The organism is Allorhizobium ampelinum S4 (genome assembly GCF_000016285.1).
GTDB lineage: Bacteria > Pseudomonadota > Alphaproteobacteria > Rhizobiales > Rhizobiaceae > Allorhizobium > Allorhizobium ampelinum.
In genome coordinates this window covers 3,019,097-3,044,486 of sequence record NC_011989.1, presented here as the reverse complement: position 1 = coordinate 3,044,486, position 25,390 = coordinate 3,019,097, and the positions used below count along the sequence as shown (strand labels likewise).

Genomic DNA, 25,390 nt, shown 5'->3' with positions numbered 1-25,390 from the left:
AAAACGGTTTCTGTAGGGTAAGTGGTTTTCATATATCAATCTCCCCCCTTGAGGTGGGGTGAGACGGGAAAATTGTACGAAGAGCACAACCTCCCTCACGCTTGCTCTATTTTGACGTTCGCGTAAAAGTAAGTAAATTTTTCTGCCGAGGAGAGAATGGCAGCGAAATGTGCTTGGGAGGGCGTGATGAACGAGTTCGACGTGATCGTGGTTGGCGCAGGGCTGGCGGGGCTGGTTGCGGCAACCGAGGCGGCGGGGCGGGGGCTGACGGTCTGTGTTGTCGATCAGGAGGGGGAGCAGAACCTGGGCGGGCAGGCTTTCTGGTCGCTGGGCGGCTTGTTTTTCATCGACAGTCCCGAGCAACGCTTGATGCGGGTGCGTGACAGCTTGGCCTTGGCCGAGCAGGACTGGTTTGGCTCGGCGGGTTTCGACCGGCCAGAGGATCATTGGCCGCGGCGTTGGGCGCAGGCCTATCTGCACTTTGCCGCGGGCGAGAAACGGGCATGGCTGCATCAGCTGGGCATGCGCTGGTTTCCGGTGGTCGGCTGGGCGGAGCGCGGCGGTCAGCTTGCCGATGGCCATGGAAATTCGGTGCCGCGCTTTCATGTGACCTGGGGGACAGGGCCAGGCGTGCTGGAACCGTTTCTCAACCTGGCAAAGACGCTGGCCGAGGCCGGGCGCATCACCTTCCGCTTTCGCCATCAGGTCGATGCGCTGGAGCGCCAGGATGGGCGGGTGACGGGCGTGTCCGGCACAGTGCTGGCCAATGATGTCGTTTTGCGGGGCGAAAAGAGCAACCGTGAGCCGCTTGGCGATTTCACCTATTCCGCCCAGGCCGTCATCGTCGCATCCGGCGGCATTGGCGGCAACCATCAACTGGTGCGGCAGAACTGGCCGGTGGACCGGCTGGGTCAGCCGCCAGCTACGATGGTTTGCGGCGTACCTGCCCATGTCGATGGGCGGATGATTGCCATTACCGAACAGGCGGGCGGCAGTGTCATCAACCGCGACCGCATGTGGCATTATACCGAGGGTGTGAAGAATCACGACCCGATCTGGCCGGATCATGGCATTCGTATCCTGCCCGGCCCATCCTCCTTCTGGTGCGATGCGGATGGCAATCGGCTGCCATCGCCTGCCATGCCGGGGTTCGATACGCTTGGTACGCTGAAAATCCTGCGCGAGCGCGGCAGCGATTACAGCTGGTTCATCCTGACCGAGGCGATCATCAAGAAGGAATTCGCGCTGTCGGGCTCGGAGCAAAACCCGGATCTGACCGGTCGCAATATCCGCCTTCTGCTGAAACGGCTCGGCAAGCGCCCGACCGGTCCGGTCCTGGCCTTCATGGAACGGGGCGAGGATTTTGCCGTCAGCACCGATCTGGAGGAGCTGGTGGCCAAGATGAATGCGATCAGTGGTGAGAGCCGGTTGGACCCGGCTCATCTCCGCCGCCAGATTGAGGCGCGGGACCGGGAGATCAGCAACACCTTCAGCAAGGATGCGCAAATCACCGCCATTCGTGGGGCGCGGCACTATCTTGGCGATAAACTGATGCGCACCGCGTCACCACATCGGCTGCTCGATCCTGCCAAGGGGCCACTGATCGCCGTGCGCCTGCATATCCTGACCCGCAAGACGCTGGGTGGCTTGCAAACCGACCTTGAGGGCCGGGTGCTGGAAATGTCCGGCGAGCCGGTGCCGGGCCTTTATGCGGCAGGCGAGGTCTCAGGCTTTGGCGGTGGCGGAATGCACGGCTATAATGCGCTGGAAGGCACGTTTCTCGGCGGCTGCCTGTTTTCCGGCCGGGTGGCGGGCCGCAATGTTGTCGCGGCCAGCCCGTCCTGATGGGTTACTTCGCTTCTGCCAGGAAATCCTGCGCTCCGCTCTGGAATTGCAGCCGGGCCAGCCGGGCATAGATGCCGCCCTGCTGGATCAGGCTTTGGTGGGTGCCCTGTTCCACCACCTTGCCATCGTCGATGACAAGAATCCGGTCCGCCTTTAGCACGGTGGCCAGCCGATGGGCGATGACGATGGTGGTGCGCGATTTCATCAGCTCGTCCAGGGCTTTTTGAACCAGGGTCTCGCTTTCGGCATCCAGCGCCGAGGTGGCCTCGTCCAGCAGCAGCACCGGCGCATCCTTCAGGATAGCGCGGGCAATGGCGATGCGTTGACGCTGGCCGCCTGAAAGCGTGATACCGCGTTCACCCACTTCAGTGTCATAGCCACGCTCCAGCCGGTCGATGAATTCCGTGGCCTGGGCGGCGCGAGCCGCTTTGATGACGGCCTCGCGGCTGGCATCGGGGCAGCTGAAGGCAATATTATCGTGGATCGTGCCAGAAAAGATCGTCACGTCCTGGGGTACGATGGCAATGCTGCCGCGCAGTGCCTCCGTTGACACATCGCGCAGATCACTTCCATCAAGACAGATGCGCCCGCTTGTCGGGTCGTAGAAGCGCAGGATCAGCGAGAAGATCGTGCTTTTACCTGCGCCTGATGGTCCGACGATCGCCACGGTTTCCCCGGCATCGACGGCAAAGCTGAGGCCTTTGACGGCAGAGCGTCCCGGGCGGCTGGGATAAGAAAACTCGACATTCTCAAACCACACTTCGCCACGCGCGGGGGTGGGCAAGGGCTTTGGATGATCAGGCGATTGCACGGCAGAGACCTCGGCCAGCAGTTCCGTCAGCCGTTCGGCGGCCCCACCCGCCTGCATCAATTCACCCCAGACCTCAGACAATTGGCCAAGCGATGAGGCGGCGATGACGGAATAGAGCAGGAACTGGCCCAGGGTTCCCGCTGACAGCGTTCCGGCCAGCACGCTTTGGGCGCCATACCAGAGCACGCCGACAATGCTGCCGAACACCAGCGTGATGGCTACCCCGGTCAGGATGGCGCGCGAGCGGGTGGCGATACGGGCGGCCTGGAAAGCCTGTTCGACGGCAGCGCCGTAGCGGGCGCTGGCGGCGGCTTCGCCATTAAAGGCCTGGACGGTACGGGCAGCCCCAATACTCTCGCCTGCAAAGGCTGCGGCCTCCGCTAGCCTGTCCTGGGCAAGGCGGGAGCGGCGCCGCACGGAGCGGCCAAAGGCAATCAGCGGAAAGACGATAACGGGAATGGCAGCCAGCACCATGACCGACAGTTTCGGGCTGGTATAGATCATCATGCCCATGGCGCCAAAACACATGATGATGTTGCGCAATGCCACAGAAGCGCTGGCGCCAACGGCGGATTTGATCTGGGTGGCATCGGCTGTCAGCCGCGAGACAATTTCGCCGGATTGGTTGACGTCGAAAAACGCAGGCGACAGGCGGCTGACATGATCGAACACTTCGCGCCTGATGTCCGAGACGATCCGCTCGCCAATGGTGATGACATAATAATAGCGCAGCGCGCTGGAAGCGGCCATGATCAGCGCCAGAACGATCAGCATGGCAAAATACTTGTTGATGAAGCCGGCATCGGCAGAGGCCATGCCGTGGTCGATCATCCGGCGCACGGCCAGCGGTAGCGCCAGCGTGGTCACGGCAGCCAGAGCCAGAAACACCAAGGCGGCCAATGCCATGCCGCGATACCGCATCAGGTAAGGGTTAAGCCTGGCGAGAGGCTTCAGACTACGGCTCGATTTTGCCTGGCGTTCTTGGTTTTCCGACACTGATCCGTACTCCGCCCCTGCCATCCCAGCTTATGCGCTGGGGGCCTTGTTATCCCTGCGACCTTCATGTATAGGCAGCCCATCAAATTGGGAAGCCCGCGACATTACCAGTCTCCGGCTTCATGTATTGAATTGGGTCGGCTGACGCAATTGCGGCAAATAGACCCCCCGGCACATCAGGAAGACCGTCATGAAGGCTAACATTCATCCCGAATACCACAAGATCAAGGTCGTCATGACCGATGGCACCGAGTACGAAACATTTTCGACCTGGGGCACTGAAGGTCAGGTCATGAACCTCGACATCGACTCCAAGTCGCACCCGGCCTGGACCGGCGGCAACCAGCAGCTCATGGACCGCGGCGGCCGTCTCTCCAAGTTCAACAAGCGTTTCGGCGGCCTCGGCCTCTAAGTCATCGCTTGTATGTCTTTCCAAAAAGGCCCGGTCTTGTGACCGGGCCTTTTTGGTTTGGGCTGATTTTCAGCGCCTTTTTGGCACATCGGATTTTACGCGAAAAACCCGGCACTGCTGGGCAGAGCCGGGTTTAGAAATCCGATGTCAACATGCAGCGCCGTCCGGATGCCTGTGACCTGATTATTGAAAAAACATCAATTGGCGTTGAAGGCCGTGCGCAGCAGGTTCAACTGGGCCTGGACGCTGTTCTCATTGTCCGGCACGATGGATGTGTCATTCGGGCGATAGATTTCGCGGTCAAGCAGGGCAATCCGGTTTTGCAGGCGCAGCGAGCGTTCGATCAGGTCGCGGAAGGATTCCGGCAGATCGTTCCAGCCTGGCGCATTGCGGTCGACGTTGAAGCCATCAAGACGGACCTTGCTCTTTTCGGAAATCACCTGGTCGCGCGACATTTCGCCATTATTGACCGCGCGCTGCAAAAGAAGCCAGGAGGCCATCTGCATCAGGCGTGTGGTCAGGCGCATGGATTCAGCTGCATAGAGCACGGAGGCCATGCGGGGCAGAACCTTTGCAGCCGAACGGCCGGGGCCGTCGAGATATGCGGCGGTTTCTTCGACCAGCCCCATGCCTTCTGCATAGGTCGCCTTGAACTGCGACGACGAAGCAGCGCGCCCGGCAAAGCTGACCGTATTCAATCCAAGTTCCGACATCGACATTTTCCCTGTCTTACGCATCACTTATTGACGTAGCGCGGCGGTTAACGAAGTCCAGCGCCAATTCCATGGGTGAACGATGCTACCAATACCCCAAATGCGCAAGTCGTTTCTTAAGAAAGGGTTAATTCCCACAGTTTTAGGTAAAGTCGAAACGCATAAAAAAAGAGCCGCAAAAGCGGCTCTCAAGGTAAAACAGGGAGAAAAATCAGACCAAATCGCCATTTGGTGAAACTGTCTGAATCCAGAAGAACCGGACAGGTTATACATTCTCATAAAATGCTTAATATTGCGTTAATACTGCATCGCGATAGATCAAAACGGCGTTGCTTGCCGCCGCATGCGAGGGTTCCCGGCCCGATCTTTACCATTCTGCGCAGCTGTAATATTTTGAACCATAGCCTGCTACTTTAAAGGGCGAAACAGCGATTCAGCTGCCGCTTTTCCCGCCATCTTGCTGGATTTTTCCGTTTCGAGACGGGCGATTTCCTGTTTTAGCAAAGTGATTCGCGTCTCCAATTCGCTTGCCGACAGGAGAGAAAGGTCGCAGCCGATCTCGTGTTCCGGTGGTTTGCGCGGCCGGTCCGGGTCTTCCATCATCGCTTATGCCTCCTTGTTTGCTGGCTCTTCACCACTGATGTCCATGCGTTCAGCTCTTGGGTCAAGTGTTGCCGATTGCGGGGTGGCCATCATGGTCGAGACAGGGCCATGGCCTGTGGAAAAATTCTCCTTTTCCTCGGAGGTGAGGGTCGGGCGTAACCGGCTGCGGAAAATCGCATAGGCAACCAGCAAAGCATGGGCGGTGGCGGTGACCCCAAACAATGCATAGGGACCGAACCATGTCATGACAGGGCCGCCGATGGTCGGGCCGATAATCGTACCGATACCAAACAGCAGCAGCAACCCGCCGGACACTTTGACGAAATCGCCACTATCGGCAAAGTCATTGGCGTGGGCGACCGCAATCGGATAGAGCGAATTGGCTGCGGCCCCATAAAGCGCCACAAGCGGGATCAGGAAAACGGCGGTCTGCGGTCGCAGCACCAGAAGCAGCAGGGCCGCCACCAGGGCGACCGAGCCAATGCCAGCCAGAACATAACGCCGATCCGTATGGTCGGACAGACGGCCAGCCGGAAACTGGGCGGCAGCACCGGCAAAGATCGTGACGCTCAACATGCTGGCGATCATCACATCCGGCAGGCCGACGCGGGCCCCGAACACCGCCACCAAGGTTCCATAGGCACCATTGGCGATGCCGATCAGCAGAATACCGACAAAGGACACGGGCGAATTTCGATAGAGTTTTGGCAGATCCAGCTTGACGGATTTCAACGGTTGAGGTGAGGCGGCGTTGGACATGGTGGTGGGCAGCATGGCCAGGCAATAGAGAATGCCGCAGATCATGAACAGCGTTGGCGTGTGGATATTGCCGAAGGCCACCATCATCTGGCCGCCGACCACCCCGAACAGGGTGACGGAAATGTAGAAGGAAAAGATCGAGCCACGGCTCTCATTGCTGGCCCTCTCATTCAGCCAGCTTTCGATGATCATCGAGGTGCCAGCGGTGCAAAAGCCGGTCAGCGTTCGCAGGGCGACCCACGAATATTGTTCGACGACCAGGCCGGTGATCAGCGAAATGATGGCGATGATCGCGATGAAGCAGGAAAATGCTCGGACATGGCCGACCCGCATCACCAGCTTGGGTGCAATGAAACAACCAAGCACAAAGCCCGCCGCCCAGGATGTACCGAGCAGGCCGAGCACTTCATTGGAATAGCCTTCAAACGAGCCGCGCACCGGCAGAAGCAGTCCGTGCAGACCATTGCCGAGGAACAGGAACAGCGTGCCAAGCAGGAGGGAGAGGACGGGAAACAGATTTCGGGTCATGCAAATCACTTCGGAACGGGTCGAGGCGAAGGCCAAGCGTGGCAGGGCGCGGAATGCGTGGGGCCATTATTCCCCGGAATGGGGTCGATTTATGAAATATGTCAAACTGTTGTTACTGCGACGTTACAGCAGGTGATTTTCCAGCTATTTACGGGGTATGGCGCAAACCGCCAGATGATGGCCAAGCAAAGCCTGCTTCCCTTTGCCCGGTGATATCAGTATGACCGAGGACAAGCGCTTCATTCCTGCTAAAATGCGTTGGCTTCGTAGAGGTAGCGACCAAAGACATGAACAAGGCAATATCGGCCTTTCTGATCCTGGCGATGGCCGTGCAACTGATCCGGCCGCTCGGCTTGCCATTCCTTCGAAAGCGCAGCGACTTCTGGAAGCTTGCCGTACTGGCCTTTATCATCTGGACCGTCACGCTGCTGGTGCGGCCTTAAGCTGTGGCGCGAGCTTTAGGATTGCTTTTCATGCTTGAGGTCTGTGGTTTATCGTAAAACCGCTGCAAATTTGTACGCTGCCGACAGCGCCGTGTACCAACTATGGTGGATGACTGCATTCAGAATTTCTTGGGGCAGAGGAAGTCGAGAAATTGAGCCATAAGTCCAGTGTTTTCAATTGCGGGCATATAGGCCGTCACCTCGCATGATGCGCGACTTCCCTCGACAGCATCGCATTGGGCAATCCCACCATTGCTGCTGCGTGGAAGCGCCTGGTCCAATCGTTCCAGATCGGCCTTGGCAAGATGAGCTCTAAATTGGTCCAGCAATTCGAGTTGATCTGCTGGCGCGGTATCGGTCGCCTTGGCTTGCGCGCAGGGGGTTGGTGGTGCAGGGAAGTCTGGCGTTTGTGCCGCAGCCAACATGATCGCCATCACAAAAAGCATCGCCTCTCCTCCAAAGCAGGACCGCCCATAAGCGAATGGAAACGAATTTTTATGGCCTTATTGCATAATTCTTTAAACCGGAATCGGTTTAAAGAGAAAATTATGCAAAAATATAAAGCATTACAGCGCCGTGCACCATATATGGCGCACGGCGCTGTAATGTGCTGCTGGCCTGATACGAAGCGTTCTTCTCAAGGATTTTTCCTATCTTGCTTTTTGGTTCGACGCCTGCACCATGGCCATCAAGACATCCGTTTGGGCGATCATGCCGATCAGCTTTGCCTGGGCGTTGATGACAGGCAAATGATGCAGGGCCGCTTCGGCGAAGGTGACGATGGCTTCAGATAGCGGTGCATCTGGCGTGACGGTGCGCACTGGTGTGGTCATGATGTCCTTGACCGTGCCGTTTGGCGCAGAGGCGCCTTGCAAGGCCAGCGCCAGCCGTCGGCCAAGACCGATCATCGGCCTGCCCCGTGACCAGCTTGCCTTGTCCATCAGGTCAGTCTGGGTGACGATGCCGAGAATGGTGGCGTCTTCGGCGGTCACCGGCAACGCCTTGACGCGGCTTTGGCGCAGGCGGTGCAGCGCCTCGCTCAGCGTCGTATCCGGGGAGAGGGCGGCAACGCCCGCAATCATCACCGCGCCGCAGGTCGTATGGCTGCTGCGACGGCGATAGGCACGCAGCTCGGTGCGGCGCAGGATATCCTCCAGATCGTCGCGGTCGATGTCGAGAAAGGCATCGTAATCCTTCAGGACGTCATCGAGATCGCGACGCTGGAAGCCTGCGGTATCAGCAATGCCGGGCGTTTGCGGCAAAGCAGGCTTGGCGCGATGCGGATAACGGCGGCCCGCAAGCCGGTTATAGAGCAGCGCGCTGGCCAGAAGCAGCAGGGAGTTGCAAGCCACCGGCCAGAGCACGAAGCCATAGCCGAGCGCATGAATGCCCGGACCGCCGAGCACGGCAGTCAGCGCGATGGCGCCGCTTGGCGGATGCAGGCAGCGCAACGCAATCATCGCGGCAATCGCACCGCCAATGGCCAGCGCGCTGGCAAGCAGCAGATCCGGCACCCATTGCGCCACGGTTACACCAATCAGTGCCGCGCAAAGATTGCCGCCCAGGATTGACCAGGGTTGGGCAAGCGGACTGGTGGGGACAGCAAACAGCAGCACGGCGGAGGCTCCCATCGGCGCGATCAGCACCGGCAGGCTTGCAGCTTGCTCCGGCAAAAAATATCCCAGCAAAAAGGCACTGATGACGCCAGTCACCAGAATGCCCAGCGCCGCGCCGAGGGCGGAGCGGGCCTGTTCTGAAGAACTGATCGGCGTCACGTCGGGGATCAGATGCTTCCATGCGTCCCGCAGACCTGAGTGCATTGCTGGTTTTCCGTTCTGTATGGCGTGGATCAACTGTCGATGCTGAGCGTGCCTTGCATGACGGTGACAGCGTGTCCTGAAATCTCGGTTCGGATGACGTTGCCGCCCGCTTTCTGGACGGTGACTGTTATCAAGCTGCGGCGACCCATTTCAACACCCTGTTCGATGACCAGCGTCTGGTCAAGATCCGCTTCCGGTGCCTGCTGCGCCAGATAGGCGGCAAGTGCCGCTGAGGCGCTGCCGGTCGCCGGATCTTCCGCAACATTGTCGAAAGGCGAAAACATCCGGGCGCGGATATGGTTTTCCGACATTCGGCACTAGAGGAAGGTTGCGCCATCCGTTTCCTGGTCGGCATGGATTTCGACCAGACGGGCGAGAGCGGCAAGATCAGGCTTGCTGCGGCCAAGGGCGGCGAGATCGGTCAACTCCGCTGCGATGAACGTCAATCCGACGGAAATAAAGGCTGGCGCATGGTTTGCGGTTTGAATGTCACTCTCAGCCAAGTACATGGCGGCGGCCAGATCGGCTGTTGCCACCGGGCCGCTGACGAAAAGAGGCTGGGGCGCACGGATGCGGGCGTTCACTAGACCATTGTCATCGCGGCTCAGCTGAACGGCGACGAGGCCAGCTTTTTCCTCAAAGCGCAGATCGTCGCCAAGGGATTGGCCGAACAAGGTTGATTGTCCGGCAAGGGCGATGGCTGTGCCAACATTGGGATGACCGGCAAAAGGTATTTCCATGACAGGAGTGAAAATTCGCACCTGCGCGGTATTGGCCGCGTCTGCCGGAGGCAGGACGAAGGTGGTTTCAGAATAGCCGAATTCGGCGGCAATGGCCTGCATCGTCGCATCCGACAGCCCGCGCCCATCGAGAATGACCGCCAGAGGATTGCCGCGAAACCGCTCAACGGTAAAGACGTCAAGCGTGATGAAAGGAATGGAGATCATGGCTGGCCTCCTTGTAGGTGATACGTAATGAACAACCGTGATCTCGATAGCAGTGGCGTCGCCGAAATGAAGATGAAATCCTGTCAGGGTGACAAGAAAAAGCCCCGCCGGGTGCGGCGGGGCTTCAAGATGCAGGATCAAATGCGTTCGATGCTTGACCTCAAGCGGCCTTTTCCAGGTCCTGTTTCCAGGTGCCAGTCGCGGCCAGGCTGTTCATGCGGGCGCGGTGGGTGAAGGCACGCTGACCAGCGGCAACATTTTCGCTGCGTCCGCCCCACGTTTTAATAGCGCTATCCTGAAGGGCGCGGCCATAGGAATAGGTCAGGGTCCAGGGCATGTCGTAACCGGCATTCATCGCTGAGAGATGGGCGGTTGCTTCCTCTGTGCTCTGGCCGCCGGACAGGAAGGCGATGCCGGGAACGGAGGAAGGAACCGTCGCCTTCAGCACCTTGACGGTTGCTGCTGCGACTTCCTCGACGGAGGCCTTGCGGGCATTCTTGCCGTCGATGATCATGTTGGGCTTCAGGATCATGCCTTCGAGATTGACACGGGCATCATAGAGATCCTGGAACACGGTGCGCAGCACCCATTCCGTCACTTCTGCGCATTTGGCAATGTCGTGGGTGCCCGGAGCGCCATCCATCAGCACTTCCGGCTCAACGATCGGCACGATGCCTGCTTCCTGGCACAGGGCGGCGTAATAGGCGAGCGCCTGGCTATTGGCCTTGATCGAGCCCCAGGTTGGCAGGCCATTGGCAATGGCGATAACGCCGCGCCATTTGGCAAAGCGGGCACCGGCCTTGTAATAGGTGGCGAGACGCTCACGCAGACCGTCCAGGCCTTCCGTCAAGGTTTCGCCGGGGAAACCGGCCATTGGCTTGGCACCGGTATCAACCTTGATGCCGGGGATGGAGCCTGCGGCCTTGATGATATCAACGAAAGGCGTGCCGTCGGCTGCTTTCTGAAACAGGGTCTCTTCATAAAGAATGACGCCGGAAATGTATTTTTTCATCGCCTCGTCGGAGCGAAACAGCATTTCGCGGTAGTCGCGGCGGCTGGTTTCGGTCGATTCGAGGCCAATCGTGTCGAAACGCTTCTTGATGGTGGACGTGGACTCGTCCGCTGCCAGAAGGCCCTTGCCATCGGCCATCATCTTGACGGCGATGTCTTCAAGTCTCTCACTCATGTCCTATGCTCCCAAAAACGTTACCACTAGATATCGCGTAACAGATGTTGTTCGGGAGGAAAATGGGGCGTTAAGTCATTGAAACGATTGAAATCACTTCAATCGTTTTAAAATTCAATCTTTTTTAAAAGAAATTCAGGTGCGGCATTTGTTCCGTGCCGCACCTGAATTTTTTCGCAGGTTGTTAAGCTGGACGGGTCAATACGGCGACACCGGGCAGTTCCTTGCCTTCCATCCACTCCAGGAAAGCGCCGCCTGCGGTCGAGACATAGGAAAAGTCATCGACAACGCCAGCATGATTGAGCGCCGAGACAGTGTCGCCGCCGCCCGCCACCGACACCAGTTTGCCAGCCTTGCTGCGCTCTGCGGCATGTTTTGCGGCAGAGACGGTGGCGGTATCAAAGGGAGGGATTTCAAAAGCGCCGAGCGGGCCGTTCCAGACCAGCGTTGCCGCCTTGGTGATCCAGTCATTGACGACCGCTACCGATTTCGGACCGACATCCAGCATCATCGCGTCGGCTGGAATGGCTGAGACGCTGACGGTCTCATTGGCGGCATTGGCCTTGAACTCGCGAGCGACGACGCCGTCGACCGGCAGCACGATGGTGCAGCCAGCCGTTTCCGCTTCGATCATGATCTGCTTGGCGGTCGCAGCCAGATCGTGTTCGCACAGCGATTTTCCGACATCGATCCCCTGGGCGGCGATGAATGTATTGGCCATGCCACCGCCAATGACAAGCGCATCGACCTTCTTGACCAGGTTCATCAGCAGGTCGATCTTGGAGGAAACCTTGGCGCCGCCGACAATGGCGACCACCGGATGGGTCGGCTTGCCGAGGCCCTTTTCCAGCGCTTCCAACTCGGCCTGCATGGTGCGTCCTGCATAGGCAGGCAGAATATGGGCGAGCCCTTCCGTGGAGGCGTGGGCGCGGTGGGCAGCGGAAAAGGCATCATTGACATAGATGTCGCCGTTCTTGGCGAGTTCTGCGGTAAAGTCGGCATCGTTCTTTTCCTCGCCCTTGTGGAAGCGGGTATTTTCCAGAAGCAGGATATCGCCATTGTTCAGGGCGGCAACGGCCCTTTCGGCCGGCTCTCCAACGCAGTCTTCGCCAAACGCGACCGCCTGGTCCAGCACTTCCTCGACGGCGGAAATGATCTGGGACAGCGACATATCGGCAACCGGCTCGCCCTTGGGACGACCGAAATGGGCCAGCAGGATAACCTTGGCGCCCTTGGCCGACAGTTCCTTGATGGTCGGGGCGACGCGCTCGATGCGGGTCGCATCCGTCACCTTGCCGCCGGAGACGGGCACGTTCAGGTCGACGCGCAACAGTACGCGCTTGCCGGCGATATCGGTGAGATCGTCAAGTGTCTTGAAAGCAGGCATGGTGAGTTTCCCGTGTTGACTGTCGTTACGGTGTTGCGCGGGACCTTACACCGGTCTCGGCAAGAGGCAAGATTGATCGGGCTGTTGCCCGGCGCAATCAGGATATGAAGCCGAAGGCTTCAAGCCCAGAAAGCGGGTATGGTCTCCGTGAGGCGCGGGCCGATGCGCAAAGGGGCGATCTTTTCGGCAAGGCCTGTACTGTCGGAAATCTCGACGCCGACGCCGCAGATCGTCGCCGGGCCGTGGGCGGCTTCGAACCGGCCCTTGGGCATTTTCGAAATGAAACGGTTGAGCGGCTCTTCCTTTTCCATGCCGAGCGACGAATCATAGTCGCCGCACATGCCCGCATCCGACATATAGGCGGTGCCGCCATTGAGAATCTGATGGTCGGCGGTTGGCACATGGGTGTGGGTGCCGACCACGAAACTGGCGCGGCCATCGACGAAATGGCCGAAACACTGCTTTTCGCTGGTGGCCTCGGCATGAAAATCGAAGATGATGGCGTCGGCCTGTTCCTTCAGGGGGCAGGCGGCCAGAATGGTTTCCGCCGATTTGAACGGATCGTCCAGCTCTGGATGCATGAAGACCCGGCCCATGATATTGGCGACCAGCACGCGCGCACCGTTGCGGGCATAATAGAGACCCGACCCTTTGCCGGGTGTCCCCGCCGGATAATTGGCCGGGCGCAGGAACTGGTCGTGGCGGCCTGAAAAGGTGATCGCTTCCTTCTGGTCCCAGACGTGGTTGCCCGTGGTGACGACATCGGCGCCGGCATTGATGGTTTCGAGGAAAATATCCTCGGTAATCCCGAAGCCGCCAGCGGCATTTTCGCCATTGACGATGACGAAATCCAGTTTCAGGTCGGAGACCAGGCCGGGCAGCTTTTCCCAAACCGCCGTGCGGCCTGTCTTGCCAACCATGTCGCCCAGAAAAAGCAGCCGCATTCCTTAAATCCAGTCAGGTCTTGAAGTTCTTGTATCCACTTTCCGTCAAAATGGCATGCAAAGCGACGTCATGGGGTTCGAAAGGCACATCTGCCACTTCCTGACAGTCAAATGCAATGCCGATCAGAAGCGGATCAAGGCCTTTCTGATGCAAACGGGCAATCGCCCGGTCGTAATGGCCTGCTCCATAGCCGATCCGGTTGCCATGCCGGTCGAAGGCGGCCAGCGGAATCAGCAGGACCTGTGGATCGACCACCGGCGCATCGGGGCCGGGACCGCGTGTGCCAAAACCGGTATCGATCAGCGGTTCCTGGCTGTGCCATTGCCGGAAGCAGATGGTCTGGCGGTCCAGAACCACGGGCAGGCAGAGATCGGCACCGCGCTGGCGCAACATCTCCATTAACGGTTGCGTGTCTACTTCGGAGCGGATCGGCAGGAAGCCGGAAATCATGGCGCTTGGGGCAATCTCGATGGCGCTGGCGCCGTGATGGGCAATTGCGGCCGAATGATCGGCGCGAATGTGAGCAGGAATAGCGTCCCGACGGGCAAGGCTTTGTTGGCGCAAATGGTTTTTTGTACTGTCCAAGGGCATGTGTTCTCTCTTTGTTGGCAGTTGTTTAACCATAATCGCTCTTTGTTTTGCAAGAGCAGGTCACGATGGAACAATTTGTGTTTTAGTTATAAGTAATTTAGTTTTGTATTTATGTTGTTGTATAATCAAAGAATTGCACTTTTGTGCCGATAGATGCGCGCTGCAAGCGTCCCGCATTGGTGCTATTTCCCTTGGAATGGGACGTAGAGGCCTTGGCGGTGAAGGGCTGGAGAAAGGTTTGTGACAATCTTGCCTTAACACTCGTCAAATATTTTAGGCTCAAGGGGCCATAAATATTTGAGGGTTTGGCAATGAAATTTCTATCCCGTTTCGGGCTGGTCGGGACGATCACTGTGGTGACGACCCTGATATTGGTTGTATCTCTGGGCGCTGTTGCCTGGACGATTTCGCGGCAGGTTCATGAGCGCGTGACGCAGCAGGCCATCGACAGCCAGAACAGCAGCCTGCGGGTCGCGGCCACGTTGCTGGAGCGCGATGTGCCTGGTGTGAAGGTCAGCTGGGGTCGGGATGGCAATGTTGAACGCATTTCGGCGCAGACGCTGCCGGCGCAATTTGCCAATCATGACACGATCGATTCCATTGGCCGGATGACGGGCCAGACGGCGACGCTGTTTACCCTGGATGAAGCGACCAAGGGTTATATTCGCCGCACAACCAATATCATCAAGCCGGATGGCCAGCGCGCCGTCGGCACGCCGCTCGATCCAACGGGTGCCGTCTATTCGGCCCTCGTCAAGGGTGAGACGTATCGTGGTCAGGCCGCCATTCTCGGCACGGATTACTATACAATCTACAAGCCGATCATCAATTCTTCCGGTTCTGTGATCGGCATTCTCTACGCCGGTGTGCGTGTTGCCGAAATTGCCGGTATCAGCGATCAGATGGCGCAAGCCGTGGCGATTACGGCGGGTATCGCCTTGCTGGTTTCCCTCCTGCTGATGGTGTTCATCACCCGCAAGACCATGCGCCCGATTCCGGAACTGACAGCGGCGGCCTCCAGTCTTGCCGATGGCCGGACCGATGTTGAAGTTCCCCATCAGAGCTTGCGCAACGAGATCGGTGCTCTGGCCCGGGCGCTGGAAGTTTTCCGCGAAGATGCGCTTAAGAAGCTGCAACTGGAACAGGACGCAAACGAAACGCGGGCGCGCAACGACCGGGAACGGGCCGAGCGTGAGGCTGAGAAGGATGCGGATGCCGCCAATATCCGAAACTGTGCCGATATGCTGGCGGTTGCCATGAACCGCCTGAGCAGTGGCGACCTGACGACGCGGATCGACCAGTCGTTTATTCCTGAACTTGAACCGCTCCGGGTCGATTTCAACAATTCGGTCAACAATCTCAGCCTGGCCTTCGCCCGTTTGCGCAACGAGGCGATGTCGGTCGAGGCCAGCGGTAATGAAATGCGCAGCGCCGCAGGCGCGCTGGCCAGCCGCACCGAGCAGCAGGCAGCCTCTCTGGAAGAGACCTCGGCAGCGCTGGAACAGGTCACCGGCACAGTGCGCAGCGCCGCCGACCGTGCTCAACAGGCCGCGGCTCTCGCCTCCGATGCTCAGGTCAGCACAGAAGGCTCGTCCAAGGTGGTGGCGGATGCGGTGTCGGCCATGGGCCGGATCGAACAGGCCTCGAGCGAGATTTCCAAGATCATCAATGTCATCGATGAAATCGCTTTCCAGACCAATCTTCTCGCGCTCAATGCCGGTGTCGAAGCAGCACGGGCCGGAGAGGCGGGCAAGGGCTTTGCCGTGGTTGCTCAGGAAGTGCGCGAACTGGCGCAGCGCTCCGCCAATGCCGCCAAGGATATCAAGGCGTTGATCAGCAAGTCGGGGACGGAAGTGGCTGGTGGCGTCAGGCTGGTGCGCGAAACCGGCGATGCGCTTGGAGCGATTTCCCAACAGGTATCGATGATCAATGGCCTGATTGCCGAGATTGCGACGTCTTCGCGCGAACAGAGCACCGGCTTGCAGGAGATCAACACCTCCGTCAACCATATGGACCAGTTCACCCAGAAAAACGCCGCCATGGTGGAAGAAACCACCGCCGTCACCCACAAGCTCGCCGAAAGCGCCACCACATTGGTCAGCCTGATTGCCGAGTTCAAGGTGCCGGGTGAGGCCGCATCCTGGGCGCCAAACCATCAGCCAGCCCCTGCGTCACGGGCGCCTGCCGCCAAGCCTTTGGCCGCATCGCGCATCAAACCTGCCCAGCCCAGCTCCCGCCCTGTCGGTTCTCCGGCGCGCTCGATGATGGGCAAGCTGGCCAGCGCCTTCACTGGTGGCTCATCTGCCGCTGCGGCCTCCAGCGCCTCCGGCGGCAACAATTGGGAAGAGTTTTAAGCAGTAGCGGCAGCTTCTATCGTTTCGACAGGATGGAAGCTGCCTCGATATTTCTTTCGCTTAAAGTCTTGGACCAGTGAGGTTCAGATTCAACCAAGCTGCTCTAGGGTCTCAAACCACGTTATTCCCTTTTTGGCTCAGCTCTTGGCACGTCGCATCAGCGCGGCCATGGCGTTGGCCTGGGGTGTTGCTTGCCCGCCAAGTCCATCCAGCACGCCTTGCCGGTCGATGTCTGTCCGGTTCTGGCTGGCCTTCAGCTTGCCCTCGAGATGAGAAATCTGCACTTCGACCCCAACGATGCCGCGCATCTGGGCTGCGACGAAATTGTCAGGTGCATCATCGACGGCCCAGGGGCGAGGACCGGAGGCTTCCATCTGATCGGTCAGCAGGCGGACCTGCGCCAGCAGCCAGGCTGGGTCCTGATGTGCTTTTGCCATGCCTCTGACCTGCACGGTCTGGTAATTCCAGGTTGGCACGACTTTGCCGGTTTCCTGTTTGCTGGGATACCAATTGGGGGAGATGTAATGGTCAGAGCCCATGAAGGCGACGAGAACCTCGTCTCCCGCATCGATGGCCTGCCATTGCGGATTGGCCCGCGCCATATGCGCCAGCAGCCGGTCCGGCTGCGTGTCGTTACCGCGCAAGAGGAAGAAGGGCAGGGGATTGGCGATCAATCCGCCGCTTCCAGAGGAGATCAGCAGGCCAAACGGCTGTGCCATGATGAACTGGCAAAGCGCTTCGTGGTCGGTCTGGCGAAAATGAGGTGGTTGGTACATGGCTGTTTCCGGGAATTATGCAGCAATACCGTGCATTGTGCCGCAACCGCCGCTTTGAAAGCAAGCCGCTTTGAACGAAGCGGTAGCTGCGCCAAAACCGTCTGAAACTGATAGAAGGGAAAAGTGCGGTCCACGCAACCGATGGATTTTTGCGATCCTGGGAGCCTACAAAGTAGGTGGGCGCCGTATGTCCGAACCCACGGGTCCGAACAGGGACAGCTCCCTCAAGATCGGGTATGGCCCCAGGGATTGTGTGTTCCTGTCGAGAGGCGCAGACCGCATGACAGATATAGGCGCTTTCCGGCCCTTGCGCCAGTGGTGCTGGCGGTTGCAGCCATGTTTATTTCAGTGGTGCTGGTTTTCCGTCGGGCTGGCCGCAGCCTGTGGCTTTTCGGTCAGTTTGCGGGTCAGGCCGTTGAGGCGTTCCGTCAATTCCATGATGGCGGCGAGGATGTCGTCTTCGCGGCCAATGGCGCCAGCGGAGGTGGCTTCGGCGGCGGCAATCCGGCGTTTCAACTCGGACAATTCGTCCATCACCATGATGCCCGCCATCACGGTGACGCGCAGGTCGCCGATTTCGCCAAACTGGCTTTTGAGATGGCTGACATAACGGTCGAACTGGCTGGCCAGATCGGTCAGGTGGTTTTCCTGCCCTTCCTCGCAGGCCATGCGATAGGCTTTTCCATCGATGGTGACCGTGACTTGTGCCATGTCTGTCGAATGATCCCTGAGTGAGGCGAGGCTGGCCTAGCGGTCCAGTACGGCCCTGATGGTTTCCATTGCGGTGACCAGGCGGCGCGAGACTTCGCGATTGACCTCTTCCAGCCGGTTGGCGCGAAATTGCGATTGGTCAAGTTCCTGGGCAAGGCGGGCGCGGTCGATATGGACGCGCTTCACCTCCTGCTCCACCTCGCCATTGGCGCGTTGCAGTTCCAGTCGCATGTCTATGGCATTTTCCAGGCCGGAAATGGCCTGTTTCAATGCGCCGAGCGCGGCTTCCGCTTTATCCGTCGCCATGTCTCTTTGCCCCGGCTTATGAAGTTTTCAGGCTCTGTTCGAACCGGAAAGCCTCCAGATGTTCTTGGTCGTCCCAGATATTCGTGCTCGTCTTTGTCGTTTCGGAAAACCGGCTTCATTTTTCCCTGACAAACTCCAAAAGGCAAGCCGAATCGACCCCTTGGCCCCTATAGTTCTCATGCGACATTAGTCATTGCCTGTAGCTGGCGTCAACAAACCCCAGCTTTTCACTGTGTCATGCTTGTGGACGAGTAGACCCGCCGCCGTCCATGGCGCGCATCAATACGAGACAATGATCAATATTAAGGCAAAAACCGAAAATATGCCTTCCACGCAATCACGCGGCCTCAATTTATTGACTTGCCCGTCCTAGATGTTAAGGATCACCCACTTTCTGACGTTCGCCCGAACGGCGTTCGTCCATCGAGACCCGGAACAGGCGGAACAGTCATGATTTCTCCCGAAAAGCACAACCGGATGGCCAATGCGATCCGATTTCTGTCCATGGATGCGGTCGAAAAGGCCAATTCCGGCCATCCCGGCATGCCGATGGGCATGGCCGATGTCGCGACGGTGCTGTTTACCCGCTTTTTGAATTTCGATCCCAAGGCGCCGAAATGGGCCAATCGCGACCGTTTTGTGCTGTCGGCTGGCCACGGCTCTATGCTGCTCTATTCGGTCCTTTACCTGACCGGCTATGAAGACATCAGCATCGACGACATCAGGAATTTCCGCCAGCTCGGATCGAAAACCGCAGGCCATCCGGAATATGGCCATCTCTCGGGCATCGAGACGACAACCGGCCCGCTCGGCCAGGGTGTTGCCAATGCCGTCGGCATGGCAATTGCTGAAAAGAAGCTGGCGTCCGAATTCGGCAGCGAGCTCATGCATCACCACACCTATGCCATCGTTGGCGATGGCTGCCTGATGGAAGGCATCAGCCAGGAAGCGATTTCGCTGGCCGGCCATCTGAAGCTCAACAAGCTGATCGTGCTCTGGGACGATAACGGCATTTCCATTGACGGCGCGATTTCGCTGGCCGACAGCACCGACCAGCATGGCCGGTTCCGCGCTTCGGGCTGGAACACCATGGCTGTTGACGGTCACGACCCGGAAGCGATTTCGGCTGCACTGTCCGCCGCCCAGCTGTCCGAAAAGCCAACGATGATCGCCTGCAAGACGGTGATCGGCTTCGGTTCTCCCAACAAGGCTGGCACCCATAAGGTGCACGGCTCGCCGCTCGGTGCCGACGAAATTGCCGCCACCCGCAAGGCGTTGGGCTGGGCTGACGAGGCGTTTCACGTACCCGCCGACGTGCTGGACGCCTGGCGCGAAGCCGGTGCGCGTGGTGCCGCGACACGTGCCGAATGGGAAAAGGGTCTGGAAGGCTCCGATCACAAGGCCGAGTTTACCCGCCGCTTCGCTGGCAAGCTGCCGGAAGGTTTCGATGCTGCCATCGACGCCTATAAGAAGAAGCTGGCCGAGACCAAGCCAACCCTTGCCACCCGCAAATCCTCCGAGGATGCGCTGGAAGTCATCAATGGCGTGGTGATCGAGACGCTCGGTGGTTCTGCCGACCTGACCGGTTCCAACAATACCAAGACCAGCCAGACTGCGTCGATCACGCCGACCGATTTCTCGGGCCGTTACGTGCATTGGGGCATTCGTGAGCATGGCATGGCGGCGGCGATGAACGGCATCGCCCTGCATGGCGGTCTCATTCCGTATTCCGGCGGCTTCCTGATCTTCTCGGATTATTGCCGTCCGTCGATCCGTCTGGCCTCCTTGATGGGCATTCGCGTCATTCACGTCCTGACCCATGATTCCATCGGTCTTGGCGAAGACGGCCCGACCCACCAGCCGGTCGAGCAGATGGCAGCCTTGCGCGCCATCCCCAACCTGATGATGTTCCGCCCAGCCGATGCCACGGAAGTGGCGGAATGCTGGCAGATCGCCTTGACCCATACGGATCGTCCGTCCGGCATTGCGCTGACCCGTCAGAACCTGATCGCGGCCCGCACCGAATATTCGGCGGAAAATCTGTCGGCCAAGGGCGGCTATGAGCTGCTCGGCGCTGACGATGCCAAGGTGTCGATCTTTGCCACCGGCTCGGAAGTCGAACTGGCGATCCAGGCCCGCGCGGCGCTCGCCGCCAAGGGCATTGCTGCCCGCGTCGTTTCCGTGCCGTGCTTTGAACTGTTCTTTGAGCAGCCAGAGGAATACCGCAACGCGGTGATCGGCACGGCTCCGGTGAAGATCGGCGTTGAAGCGGCGATCCGTCAGGGCTGGGATGAGATCATCGGCTCGCACGGCACCTTTATCGGCATGAAGTCCTTCGGTGCTTCCGGCCCCTACAAGGAATTGTACAAGCATTTCGGCATCACTGTTGAAGCGATTGTCGAAGCGGCTGAAGCCAAGCTTTCCTGAAGAGGGTTCAAGAGCGGGTCTGGCGGGCCCGCTTCTCTTCGGGCTTGACTGAACGCCTTGACCACATGAGTGCCTTTACCCAATGCCTGGGGCTGCCCAAGGCGAGAACCGCTTGGCCATCGTCGCGCCGTTCCAGACCATCACCGTTCCGGGGGCCACCCAGCAGCCCGGAGCCATCCGAGAAGCGGGAGTTATGCAATGACTGTGAAAGTTGCCATTAACGGCTTTGGCCGTATCGGCCGCAATGTGCTGCGCGGTATCATCGAATCCGGCCGGACCGACATTGAGGTCGTGGCCATCAACGATCTTGGCCCGGTCGAAACCAATGCGCATCTGCTGCGCTATGATAGCGTCCATGGCCGTTTCCCCTCGACCGTCAAGGTTGAAGGCGACAGCATCATCATCGACGGCCGCGCGCCGATCAAGGTGACCGCGGTTCGCGATCCCAAGGACCTGCCCTGGAGCAATGTCGATATCGCGCTGGAATGCACTGGCATTTTCACCGCCAAGGAAAAGGCATCGCTGCACCTGGCCAATGGCTCGAAGCGCGTGCTGGTTTCGGCGCCTGCTGATGGTGCCGACAAGACCATCGTTTTCGGCGTCAACCACAACACGCTGACCAAGGACGACCTGGTCGTTTCCAACGCCTCCTGCACCACCAATTGCCTGGCACCGGTTGCCTACGTGCTGCAAAAGCTTGTCGGCATCGAAAGCGGCTACATGACGACCATCCATTCCTACACCGGCGACCAGCCGACGCTGGATACGATGCACAAGGACCTGCACCGCGCCCGCGCTGCTGCGCTGTCGATGATCCCGACCTCGACCGGTGCCGCCAAGGCCGTCGGCCTGGTTCTGCCGGAACTGAAGGGCAAGCTGGACGGTTCGGCCATCCGCGTTCCGACCCCGAACGTCTCGGTTGTTGACCTGAAGTTCATCCCCGGTCGCACGGTCACCAAGGAAGAAATCAACGCCGCCATCAAGGCAGCGTCGGAAGGCGAGTTGAAGGGCATTCTCGGCTATACCGAAGAGCCGCTGGTTTCCATCGACTTCAACCACGACAGCCATTCCTCGACCTTCTCCGGCGACCAGACCAAGGTCATGGACGGCGGCAAGCTGGTGCGCATCCTGTCCTGGTACGACAACGAATGGGGCTTCTCCAACCGCATGGCCGACACCGCCGTCGCCATGGGCAAGCTGATCTAAGCAGCTTCGCTGCCTGGACGATATGATAGAAGCGGACCGGGAAACCGGTCCGCTTTTTTGTTTGCTTGGGCTAAAATGGGGCGGCCAGCATCGGCAGACTCTAAACGCCTCGGTTATAGAGCCCGTGCGGTTGATTTCGACGAGAACGCGGGTTTCGGCTCCGCCGCCCCCTCATCCGCCTGCCGGCACCTTCTCCCCGCTGGGGAGAAGAGGGAAAGAGTCGCAGCGTGGGCTTCTCTCCTCGCCCCAGCGGGGGTCCGAAGGACGGGCAGAGACCCGTGGCTCTGCCCCGGTCAGTCCGCCGAGCATAGCGGAGGCGGGGTGAGGGGGAGCCAAGCACGCAGAGCTAAAATGTTTTTGACTGTGACTCGGTTTGGACCTGAAATACGAGTCCAAAAAATCCGCTTCCCCTCTCCACCCGTTATACGCTAAACCAGTTGCGGGACCAGTTGTAACGCGCTGGACCTGGAGTATCGAAACTCCTCAGAGAGCGGCCAGTGTCGGTCGTTAAATGACACCCCTCAGCCATAGGTTTGTGGCTGAGGCGGTGGACTATGTCTATACGGTCCACTCTCCATCCTTCTATGGTCGGGGAGGCCTTGGTGCATGTCCAGAGCTTCGGCTTAAAGGCCAAGGCAGTCGTCTCTTTGCGGCTTTCGAACTCCCCGATCACCAGAGGTCAAAATCCTCCGGTGATCGCTTGTCTCACAAGTGCGGGAGGAATGGACAATGGCCGATTATAATGTCTGGGCCGATGCTTTCGATACATGGCAATCCATGGCCGATTGGGTGAAGGCGATAGCCATCCTCATGCCACCGGTTTTCGCAATGGGCGTGCTGGCCCTGCTGCTGCGCTACCGGCTGGCGCTGCGGCGAGACCCGCCACGCCCGGTCACCTTCGACCTGCTGGAACCGCAGCCGGATGACCCACCAGCCAGCATCGACAACACCATCCTCGAAGCCACCACCGACCTTCAACACCGCCTGGAAGAAGCCCGCCGCAGGCTGATGCCCCCGGACGAACCGGCGCGGGGAAGTTTGGAAACCCGGCAAAAGATCGAACAGATCATCCTGGAAGAATACCACCGCAAATCCGACCCGGCTGATGCGCTGGCTAGGGTGCGGCGGTTTTTGAGGGAGGAGGGGGGAGGAGAGCGGGAGGTGGGGGATTGAGTTGAGCTTGGGTGTCGCTGCCTGCGATGGAAGTGAGGATGCGTGATGTGAAGTAGTTTGACTTATGTCCAAACGCTAAAGCGGCCACGATCTATTTGGAGACGGAGGCTCCGGTTTATTTTTAAATTCAGTAATTTGTAGCGAATTCTAACGTGACATAACCCATTTTATTGGCTTTGTAATACACTCTGTAGTAGTGAAAAATCTGTTCACCAGTCCTTTTCTTGCGGTCGGAAAAGCTACGCTATGATAACAGTCAATAATAAGAAAAGAGGGTCCGCTCAGAGTGTGGATGAAGGTTTAGACAATGACCGAATCGGAAGGCTGGGTGAAGCTGAATTTGTAAGTCTTTGTGAGCGTGCAAAACTCAGTTGCTCCAAAGTGGAGCCGGACCGTACGGGGAAAGACTTTATTGTCGAGTTTGCACCTCCAGCCCTTGAAAAAGGACAGTCTTTTGACTGCCGTCCAGCGCCCCTCCAATTTGCCGTTCAAGTCAAGACAATCCGCTCGCACAAGAAAACGGTGAGTGTAAGTCTTTCAGTTGCGGAAAGACTGGCGCGTGACCTTAGGCCTGCGGTGATTTGTGTTTTGAAAATCGATTCGACCGACAAGTTCGTTTCTATGCATCTTATTCATATAAAAGATGAAGTATTGGGTCGGGTTCTCAAAAGATTGAGACTTGCAACCGGTTCGCCAAAGGCTCTTAACAAGCAAAACATAAATTTTACTTCAGATGTAGGCAACCGGATCGACTACTCAGGACCTGCTTTGAACGTGAGGCTGAAGGCATTGGTCGATAGCGGGATGAAGAGCTATGCTGATGAGAAATCGCGGCAAATCGAAGAACTAGGCTTCAACGAGGTCAGAGTTCTGGGAAAACTCAGCTTTCAGCATGCTGATTCGCTAAGTCTTGCAGACACCTTCCTTGGGCTTGCTTCGCTTGAGGGTGTGAGTATTACGATTACGGAGCGCAGATTTGAGATTGACCTGCCGCTTGCCTTGCACGTTCCGCCAGGCAAATTGACGGTAACCCCAGAGCCGGCTTGTAAGGCGGCAGTCGAATTCTCTAATGCTGATGAACGCGTTTCCGTTGATGCGGACGTGTACCTTCCACCAAAGGACATCTTCTTCAACGGAGGTAAAAAGGTTGTTTTTGCATGGCCTATGGGACGCGTAACAATTGCGTTAAATGACAAAAAAAATTGTAAATATACCGAGAATATTTCTTCTTCTGAGCAGCATACCGCTAAAGAATGGCTGAACGGTCTTCTAGTATCCGAGATTTTTGGAAGCGGCTCCTTAAATATCTCTGTCACTTTGCTCGACGGAAGGTCTTTGATGAAAGCCTCCGTCACAAACGAGCAGATGCCGTCTCGAATGGGTATAATAAACCTAATCCGTCGATATCTTGACATACTCACATTTGCCCGCGCTCCCGACATACCCATAAAGCTTGACGTTCTCTTCGAACAGCGTGAAACGATAGACGAGACGTGGCAGTATCTTCAAGGAGATATGATGGCGACCTTTTCTCTAGAGAATTCGCTGGTCGAGCCAGAAGATCAGGATGGGATCTACATTACAGCGTTGCAAATCGGTGATGGGCGAGTATTTGGTTTGGCGGTGCCCATGTCGGTCTCATTTGCAAAGGCCGGAAGAGACGCACAGGCCAACGGTAAAATTGAGCCCCAAAGTGCAACGATTGAATTGCTTCAAGAACCGGTAGTTGCAAGTTACGAGCATTTCACAGAAAAGGTCACAAGGTTGAATCGCAGTAAACTCAGGATATTACGCTCCCTCTATGAAGAAGGTGATGTGCAGTCGGATCTCACCTCGTGCTCCTAATGTCTGGGAGATTTGGCCGTTCCAGATCTGCGAACTGCCCAATGATAGGTGTTTATTATCACAATTCATCACGGCGATATCCCGTACGAGACAATTTTGCGCCACTATGACAAAAAAGGATTGCTAGCGGAGGCTGCAAAGCTGCTTGGGTATCAAAAGAAGTCTTTAGAAGAGTTCGTAGGCAGAGCGTTGCGGGGTAAGAGCCAGTCAGCTTTACTTTCAGCCCTCATAAACCGGCTACTTACGCCGACCCTCCGTCCGTAGCTCGGCAACTTTGGAGGAATGTGAAGTTCGTATGGGCGTTCGGAGCGGGGGTGGATTTAATGAGTAAATACCGTATTTGTGCAATGAAGCACAAAGCGGCCACTCCGCAGTGCCATCCCACCCGCACAATACAAACCGCAAAGATTTTTATGCGTGGCTTACCCCCCTCTGCCTTGCCAGGCATCTCCCCCTCATGGGGGGAGATTGGCAAGGGGTTGGCTTGCCATGTCGCATGACCCTTCGAAGATATCGGAAATCGCAACTTATCCGTTGAAACGGGCGGTTACATCTGTCCGATCTCCCTCCTTGAGGGGGAGATGTCCGGCAGGACAGAGGGGGGTA

At 58.0% G+C, this 25,390-nt stretch carries 21 protein-coding genes, 1 other RNA gene and 1 pseudogene; 8 read left to right on the top strand and 15 right to left on the bottom strand.

Features of this window, described 5'->3' with window-relative positions:
- Positions 1–186 precede the first annotated feature (186 nt).
- Complete coding sequence (locus AVI_RS14490; protein WP_015917051.1) at positions 187–1,845, top strand: FAD-binding dehydrogenase; 1,659 nt, start codon at positions 187–189, stop codon at positions 1,843–1,845.
- A gap of 4 nt (positions 1,846–1,849) precedes the next feature.
- Here the strand turns inward: AVI_RS14490 and AVI_RS14485 are convergent, their stop codons facing one another.
- A complete protein-coding gene (locus AVI_RS14485) occupies positions 1,850–3,676 on the bottom strand; it encodes an ABC transporter transmembrane domain-containing protein (protein WP_015917050.1) in 1,827 nt (608 codons plus the stop codon).
- A 166-nt stretch (positions 3,677–3,842) separates the two neighbouring features.
- Here AVI_RS14485 and rpmE point away from each other — a divergent pair, with 166 nt between their 5' ends.
- Positions 3,843–4,064: a 50S ribosomal protein L31 gene (gene rpmE / locus AVI_RS14480; RefSeq protein ID WP_015917049.1), complete on the top strand. Its 222-nt coding sequence runs from the start codon at positions 3,843–3,845 to the stop codon at positions 4,062–4,064.
- A 197-nt stretch (positions 4,065–4,261) separates the two neighbouring features.
- Here the strand turns inward: rpmE and rcdA are convergent, their stop codons facing one another.
- From rcdA to AVI_RS14465, 3 genes are all read right to left on the bottom strand, one after another.
- On the bottom strand, positions 4,262–4,777 hold the full coding sequence (gene rcdA / locus AVI_RS14475; protein WP_015917048.1) for a protease adaptor protein RcdA: 516 nt from the start codon (positions 4,775–4,777) through the stop codon (positions 4,262–4,264).
- Positions 4,778–5,185: 408 nt separating this feature from the next.
- A complete protein-coding gene (locus tag AVI_RS14470; RefSeq protein WP_015917047.1) occupies positions 5,186–5,380 on the bottom strand; it encodes a DUF1192 domain-containing protein in 195 nt (64 codons plus the stop codon).
- Positions 5,381–5,383: 3 nt separating this feature from the next.
- Entirely contained in the window at positions 5,384–6,667 is a 1,284-nt protein-coding gene (locus tag AVI_RS14465) for an MFS transporter (protein WP_015917046.1), read from the bottom strand.
- Between the two features lie 287 nt (positions 6,668–6,954).
- On the opposite strand from AVI_RS14465, the gene AVI_RS31145 reads away from it, so the two are divergent.
- Positions 6,955–7,110, top strand: coding sequence for a hypothetical protein (locus tag AVI_RS31145; RefSeq protein WP_015917045.1), 156 nt, complete (start codon positions 6,955–6,957; stop codon positions 7,108–7,110).
- A 119-nt stretch (positions 7,111–7,229) separates the two neighbouring features.
- Here the strand turns inward: AVI_RS31145 and AVI_RS14460 are convergent, their stop codons facing one another.
- From AVI_RS14460 to AVI_RS14430, 7 genes and pseudogenes are all read right to left on the bottom strand, one after another.
- Positions 7,230–7,556, bottom strand: coding sequence for a hypothetical protein (locus AVI_RS14460; protein WP_015917044.1), 327 nt, complete (start codon positions 7,554–7,556; stop codon positions 7,230–7,232).
- Between the two features lie 204 nt (positions 7,557–7,760).
- On the bottom strand, positions 7,761–8,918 hold the full coding sequence (locus AVI_RS14455; protein ID WP_041698196.1) for an HPP family protein: 1,158 nt from the start codon (positions 8,916–8,918) through the stop codon (positions 7,761–7,763).
- A gap of 41 nt (positions 8,919–8,959) precedes the next feature.
- Positions 8,960–9,877: pseudogene (locus tag AVI_RS14450) on the bottom strand (PhzF family phenazine biosynthesis protein).
- Positions 9,878–10,037: 160 nt separating this feature from the next.
- Positions 10,038–11,063 carry a class I fructose-bisphosphate aldolase gene (locus AVI_RS14445; RefSeq protein WP_015917042.1) on the bottom strand — a complete coding sequence of 342 codons (1,026 nt, stop codon included), beginning with the start codon at positions 11,061–11,063 and terminating at the stop codon, positions 10,038–10,040.
- A 184-nt stretch (positions 11,064–11,247) separates the two neighbouring features.
- A complete protein-coding gene (locus AVI_RS14440) occupies positions 11,248–12,450 on the bottom strand; it encodes a phosphoglycerate kinase (protein WP_015917041.1) in 1,203 nt (400 codons plus the stop codon).
- Positions 12,451–12,569: 119 nt separating this feature from the next.
- Positions 12,570–13,394: a TIGR00282 family metallophosphoesterase gene (locus tag AVI_RS14435; RefSeq protein ID WP_015917040.1), complete on the bottom strand. Its 825-nt coding sequence runs from the start codon at positions 13,392–13,394 to the stop codon at positions 12,570–12,572.
- Between the two features lie 13 nt (positions 13,395–13,407).
- Positions 13,408–13,986 carry a 5-formyltetrahydrofolate cyclo-ligase gene (locus tag AVI_RS14430; RefSeq protein WP_015917039.1) on the bottom strand — a complete coding sequence of 193 codons (579 nt, stop codon included), beginning with the start codon at positions 13,984–13,986 and terminating at the stop codon, positions 13,408–13,410.
- Between the two features lie 311 nt (positions 13,987–14,297).
- Here AVI_RS14430 and AVI_RS14425 point away from each other — a divergent pair, with 311 nt between their 5' ends.
- On the top strand, positions 14,298–16,340 hold the full coding sequence (locus AVI_RS14425; protein WP_015917038.1) for a methyl-accepting chemotaxis protein: 2,043 nt from the start codon (positions 14,298–14,300) through the stop codon (positions 16,338–16,340).
- A gap of 137 nt (positions 16,341–16,477) precedes the next feature.
- Here AVI_RS14425 and AVI_RS14420 read toward each other — a convergent pair whose 3' ends face one another.
- The 4 genes from AVI_RS14420 to AVI_RS14410 form a co-directional block, all read right to left on the bottom strand.
- The gene (locus AVI_RS14420) at positions 16,478–17,116 is read right to left on the bottom strand and encodes an FMN-binding negative transcriptional regulator (protein ID WP_015917037.1); all 639 of its coding nucleotides are present in this window, start codon (positions 17,114–17,116) and stop codon (positions 16,478–16,480) included.
- A 123-nt stretch (positions 17,117–17,239) separates the two neighbouring features.
- A non-coding RNA gene (ssrS, locus tag AVI_RS29670) (6S RNA) lies at positions 17,240–17,397 on the bottom strand.
- Positions 17,398–17,461: 64 nt separating this feature from the next.
- Positions 17,462–17,827: a cell division protein ZapA gene (locus tag AVI_RS14415; RefSeq protein WP_015917036.1), complete on the bottom strand. Its 366-nt coding sequence runs from the start codon at positions 17,825–17,827 to the stop codon at positions 17,462–17,464.
- A gap of 36 nt (positions 17,828–17,863) precedes the next feature.
- A complete protein-coding gene (locus AVI_RS14410) occupies positions 17,864–18,133 on the bottom strand; it encodes a DUF4164 domain-containing protein (RefSeq protein WP_015917035.1) in 270 nt (89 codons plus the stop codon).
- A 450-nt stretch (positions 18,134–18,583) separates the two neighbouring features.
- Here AVI_RS14410 and tkt point away from each other — a divergent pair, with 450 nt between their 5' ends.
- From tkt to AVI_RS14390, 4 genes are all read left to right on the top strand, one after another.
- Entirely contained in the window at positions 18,584–20,560 is a 1,977-nt protein-coding gene (tkt, locus tag AVI_RS14405) for a transketolase (protein ID WP_015917034.1), read from the top strand.
- A 198-nt stretch (positions 20,561–20,758) separates the two neighbouring features.
- Positions 20,759–21,766: a type I glyceraldehyde-3-phosphate dehydrogenase gene (gene gap, locus AVI_RS14400; protein ID WP_015917033.1), complete on the top strand. Its 1,008-nt coding sequence runs from the start codon at positions 20,759–20,761 to the stop codon at positions 21,764–21,766.
- 729 nt (positions 21,767–22,495) lie between these two features.
- A complete protein-coding gene (locus tag AVI_RS14395; protein WP_015917032.1) occupies positions 22,496–22,939 on the top strand; it encodes a hypothetical protein in 444 nt (147 codons plus the stop codon).
- A gap of 246 nt (positions 22,940–23,185) precedes the next feature.
- On the top strand, positions 23,186–24,784 hold the full coding sequence (locus tag AVI_RS14390) for a hypothetical protein (protein WP_015917031.1): 1,599 nt from the start codon (positions 23,186–23,188) through the stop codon (positions 24,782–24,784).
- Positions 24,785–25,390 lie beyond the last annotated feature (606 nt).

Coding starts and splice junctions, on each gene's coding strand:
- AVI_RS14460 (WP_015917044.1), bottom strand. CDS start 7,556: ATGCTTTTTGTGATGGCGATCATGTTGGCTGCGGCACAAACGCCAGAC.
- AVI_RS14410 (WP_015917035.1), bottom strand. CDS start 18,133: ATGGCGACGGATAAAGCGGAAGCCGCGCTCGGCGCATTGAAACAGGCC.
- AVI_RS14440 (WP_015917041.1), bottom strand. CDS start 12,450: ATGCCTGCTTTCAAGACACTTGACGATCTCACCGATATCGCCGGCAAG.
- tkt (WP_015917034.1), top strand. CDS start 18,584: ATGATTTCTCCCGAAAAGCACAACCGGATGGCCAATGCGATCCGATTT.
- AVI_RS14485 (WP_015917050.1), bottom strand. CDS start 3,676: ATGGCAGGGGCGGAGTACGGATCAGTGTCGGAAAACCAAGAACGCCAG.
- AVI_RS14445 (WP_015917042.1), bottom strand. CDS start 11,063: ATGAGTGAGAGACTTGAAGACATCGCCGTCAAGATGATGGCCGATGGC.
- gap (WP_015917033.1), top strand. CDS start 20,759: ATGACTGTGAAAGTTGCCATTAACGGCTTTGGCCGTATCGGCCGCAAT.
- AVI_RS31145 (WP_015917045.1), top strand. CDS start 6,955: ATGAACAAGGCAATATCGGCCTTTCTGATCCTGGCGATGGCCGTGCAA.
- rpmE (WP_015917049.1), top strand. CDS start 3,843: ATGAAGGCTAACATTCATCCCGAATACCACAAGATCAAGGTCGTCATG.
- AVI_RS14390 (WP_015917031.1), top strand. CDS start 23,186: ATGATAACAGTCAATAATAAGAAAAGAGGGTCCGCTCAGAGTGTGGAT.
- rcdA (WP_015917048.1), bottom strand. CDS start 4,777: ATGTCGGAACTTGGATTGAATACGGTCAGCTTTGCCGGGCGCGCTGCT.
- AVI_RS14420 (WP_015917037.1), bottom strand. CDS start 17,116: ATGTACCAACCACCTCATTTTCGCCAGACCGACCACGAAGCGCTTTGC.
- AVI_RS14415 (WP_015917036.1), bottom strand. CDS start 17,827: ATGGCACAAGTCACGGTCACCATCGATGGAAAAGCCTATCGCATGGCC.
- AVI_RS14490 (WP_015917051.1), top strand. CDS start 187: ATGAACGAGTTCGACGTGATCGTGGTTGGCGCAGGGCTGGCGGGGCTG.
- AVI_RS14470 (WP_015917047.1), bottom strand. CDS start 5,380: ATGATGGAAGACCCGGACCGGCCGCGCAAACCACCGGAACACGAGATC.
- AVI_RS14395 (WP_015917032.1), top strand. CDS start 22,496: ATGGCCGATTATAATGTCTGGGCCGATGCTTTCGATACATGGCAATCC.
- AVI_RS14430 (WP_015917039.1), bottom strand. CDS start 13,986: ATGCCCTTGGACAGTACAAAAAACCATTTGCGCCAACAAAGCCTTGCC.
- AVI_RS14465 (WP_015917046.1), bottom strand. CDS start 6,667: ATGACCCGAAATCTGTTTCCCGTCCTCTCCCTCCTGCTTGGCACGCTG.
- AVI_RS14435 (WP_015917040.1), bottom strand. CDS start 13,394: ATGCGGCTGCTTTTTCTGGGCGACATGGTTGGCAAGACAGGCCGCACG.
- AVI_RS14425 (WP_015917038.1), top strand. CDS start 14,298: ATGAAATTTCTATCCCGTTTCGGGCTGGTCGGGACGATCACTGTGGTG.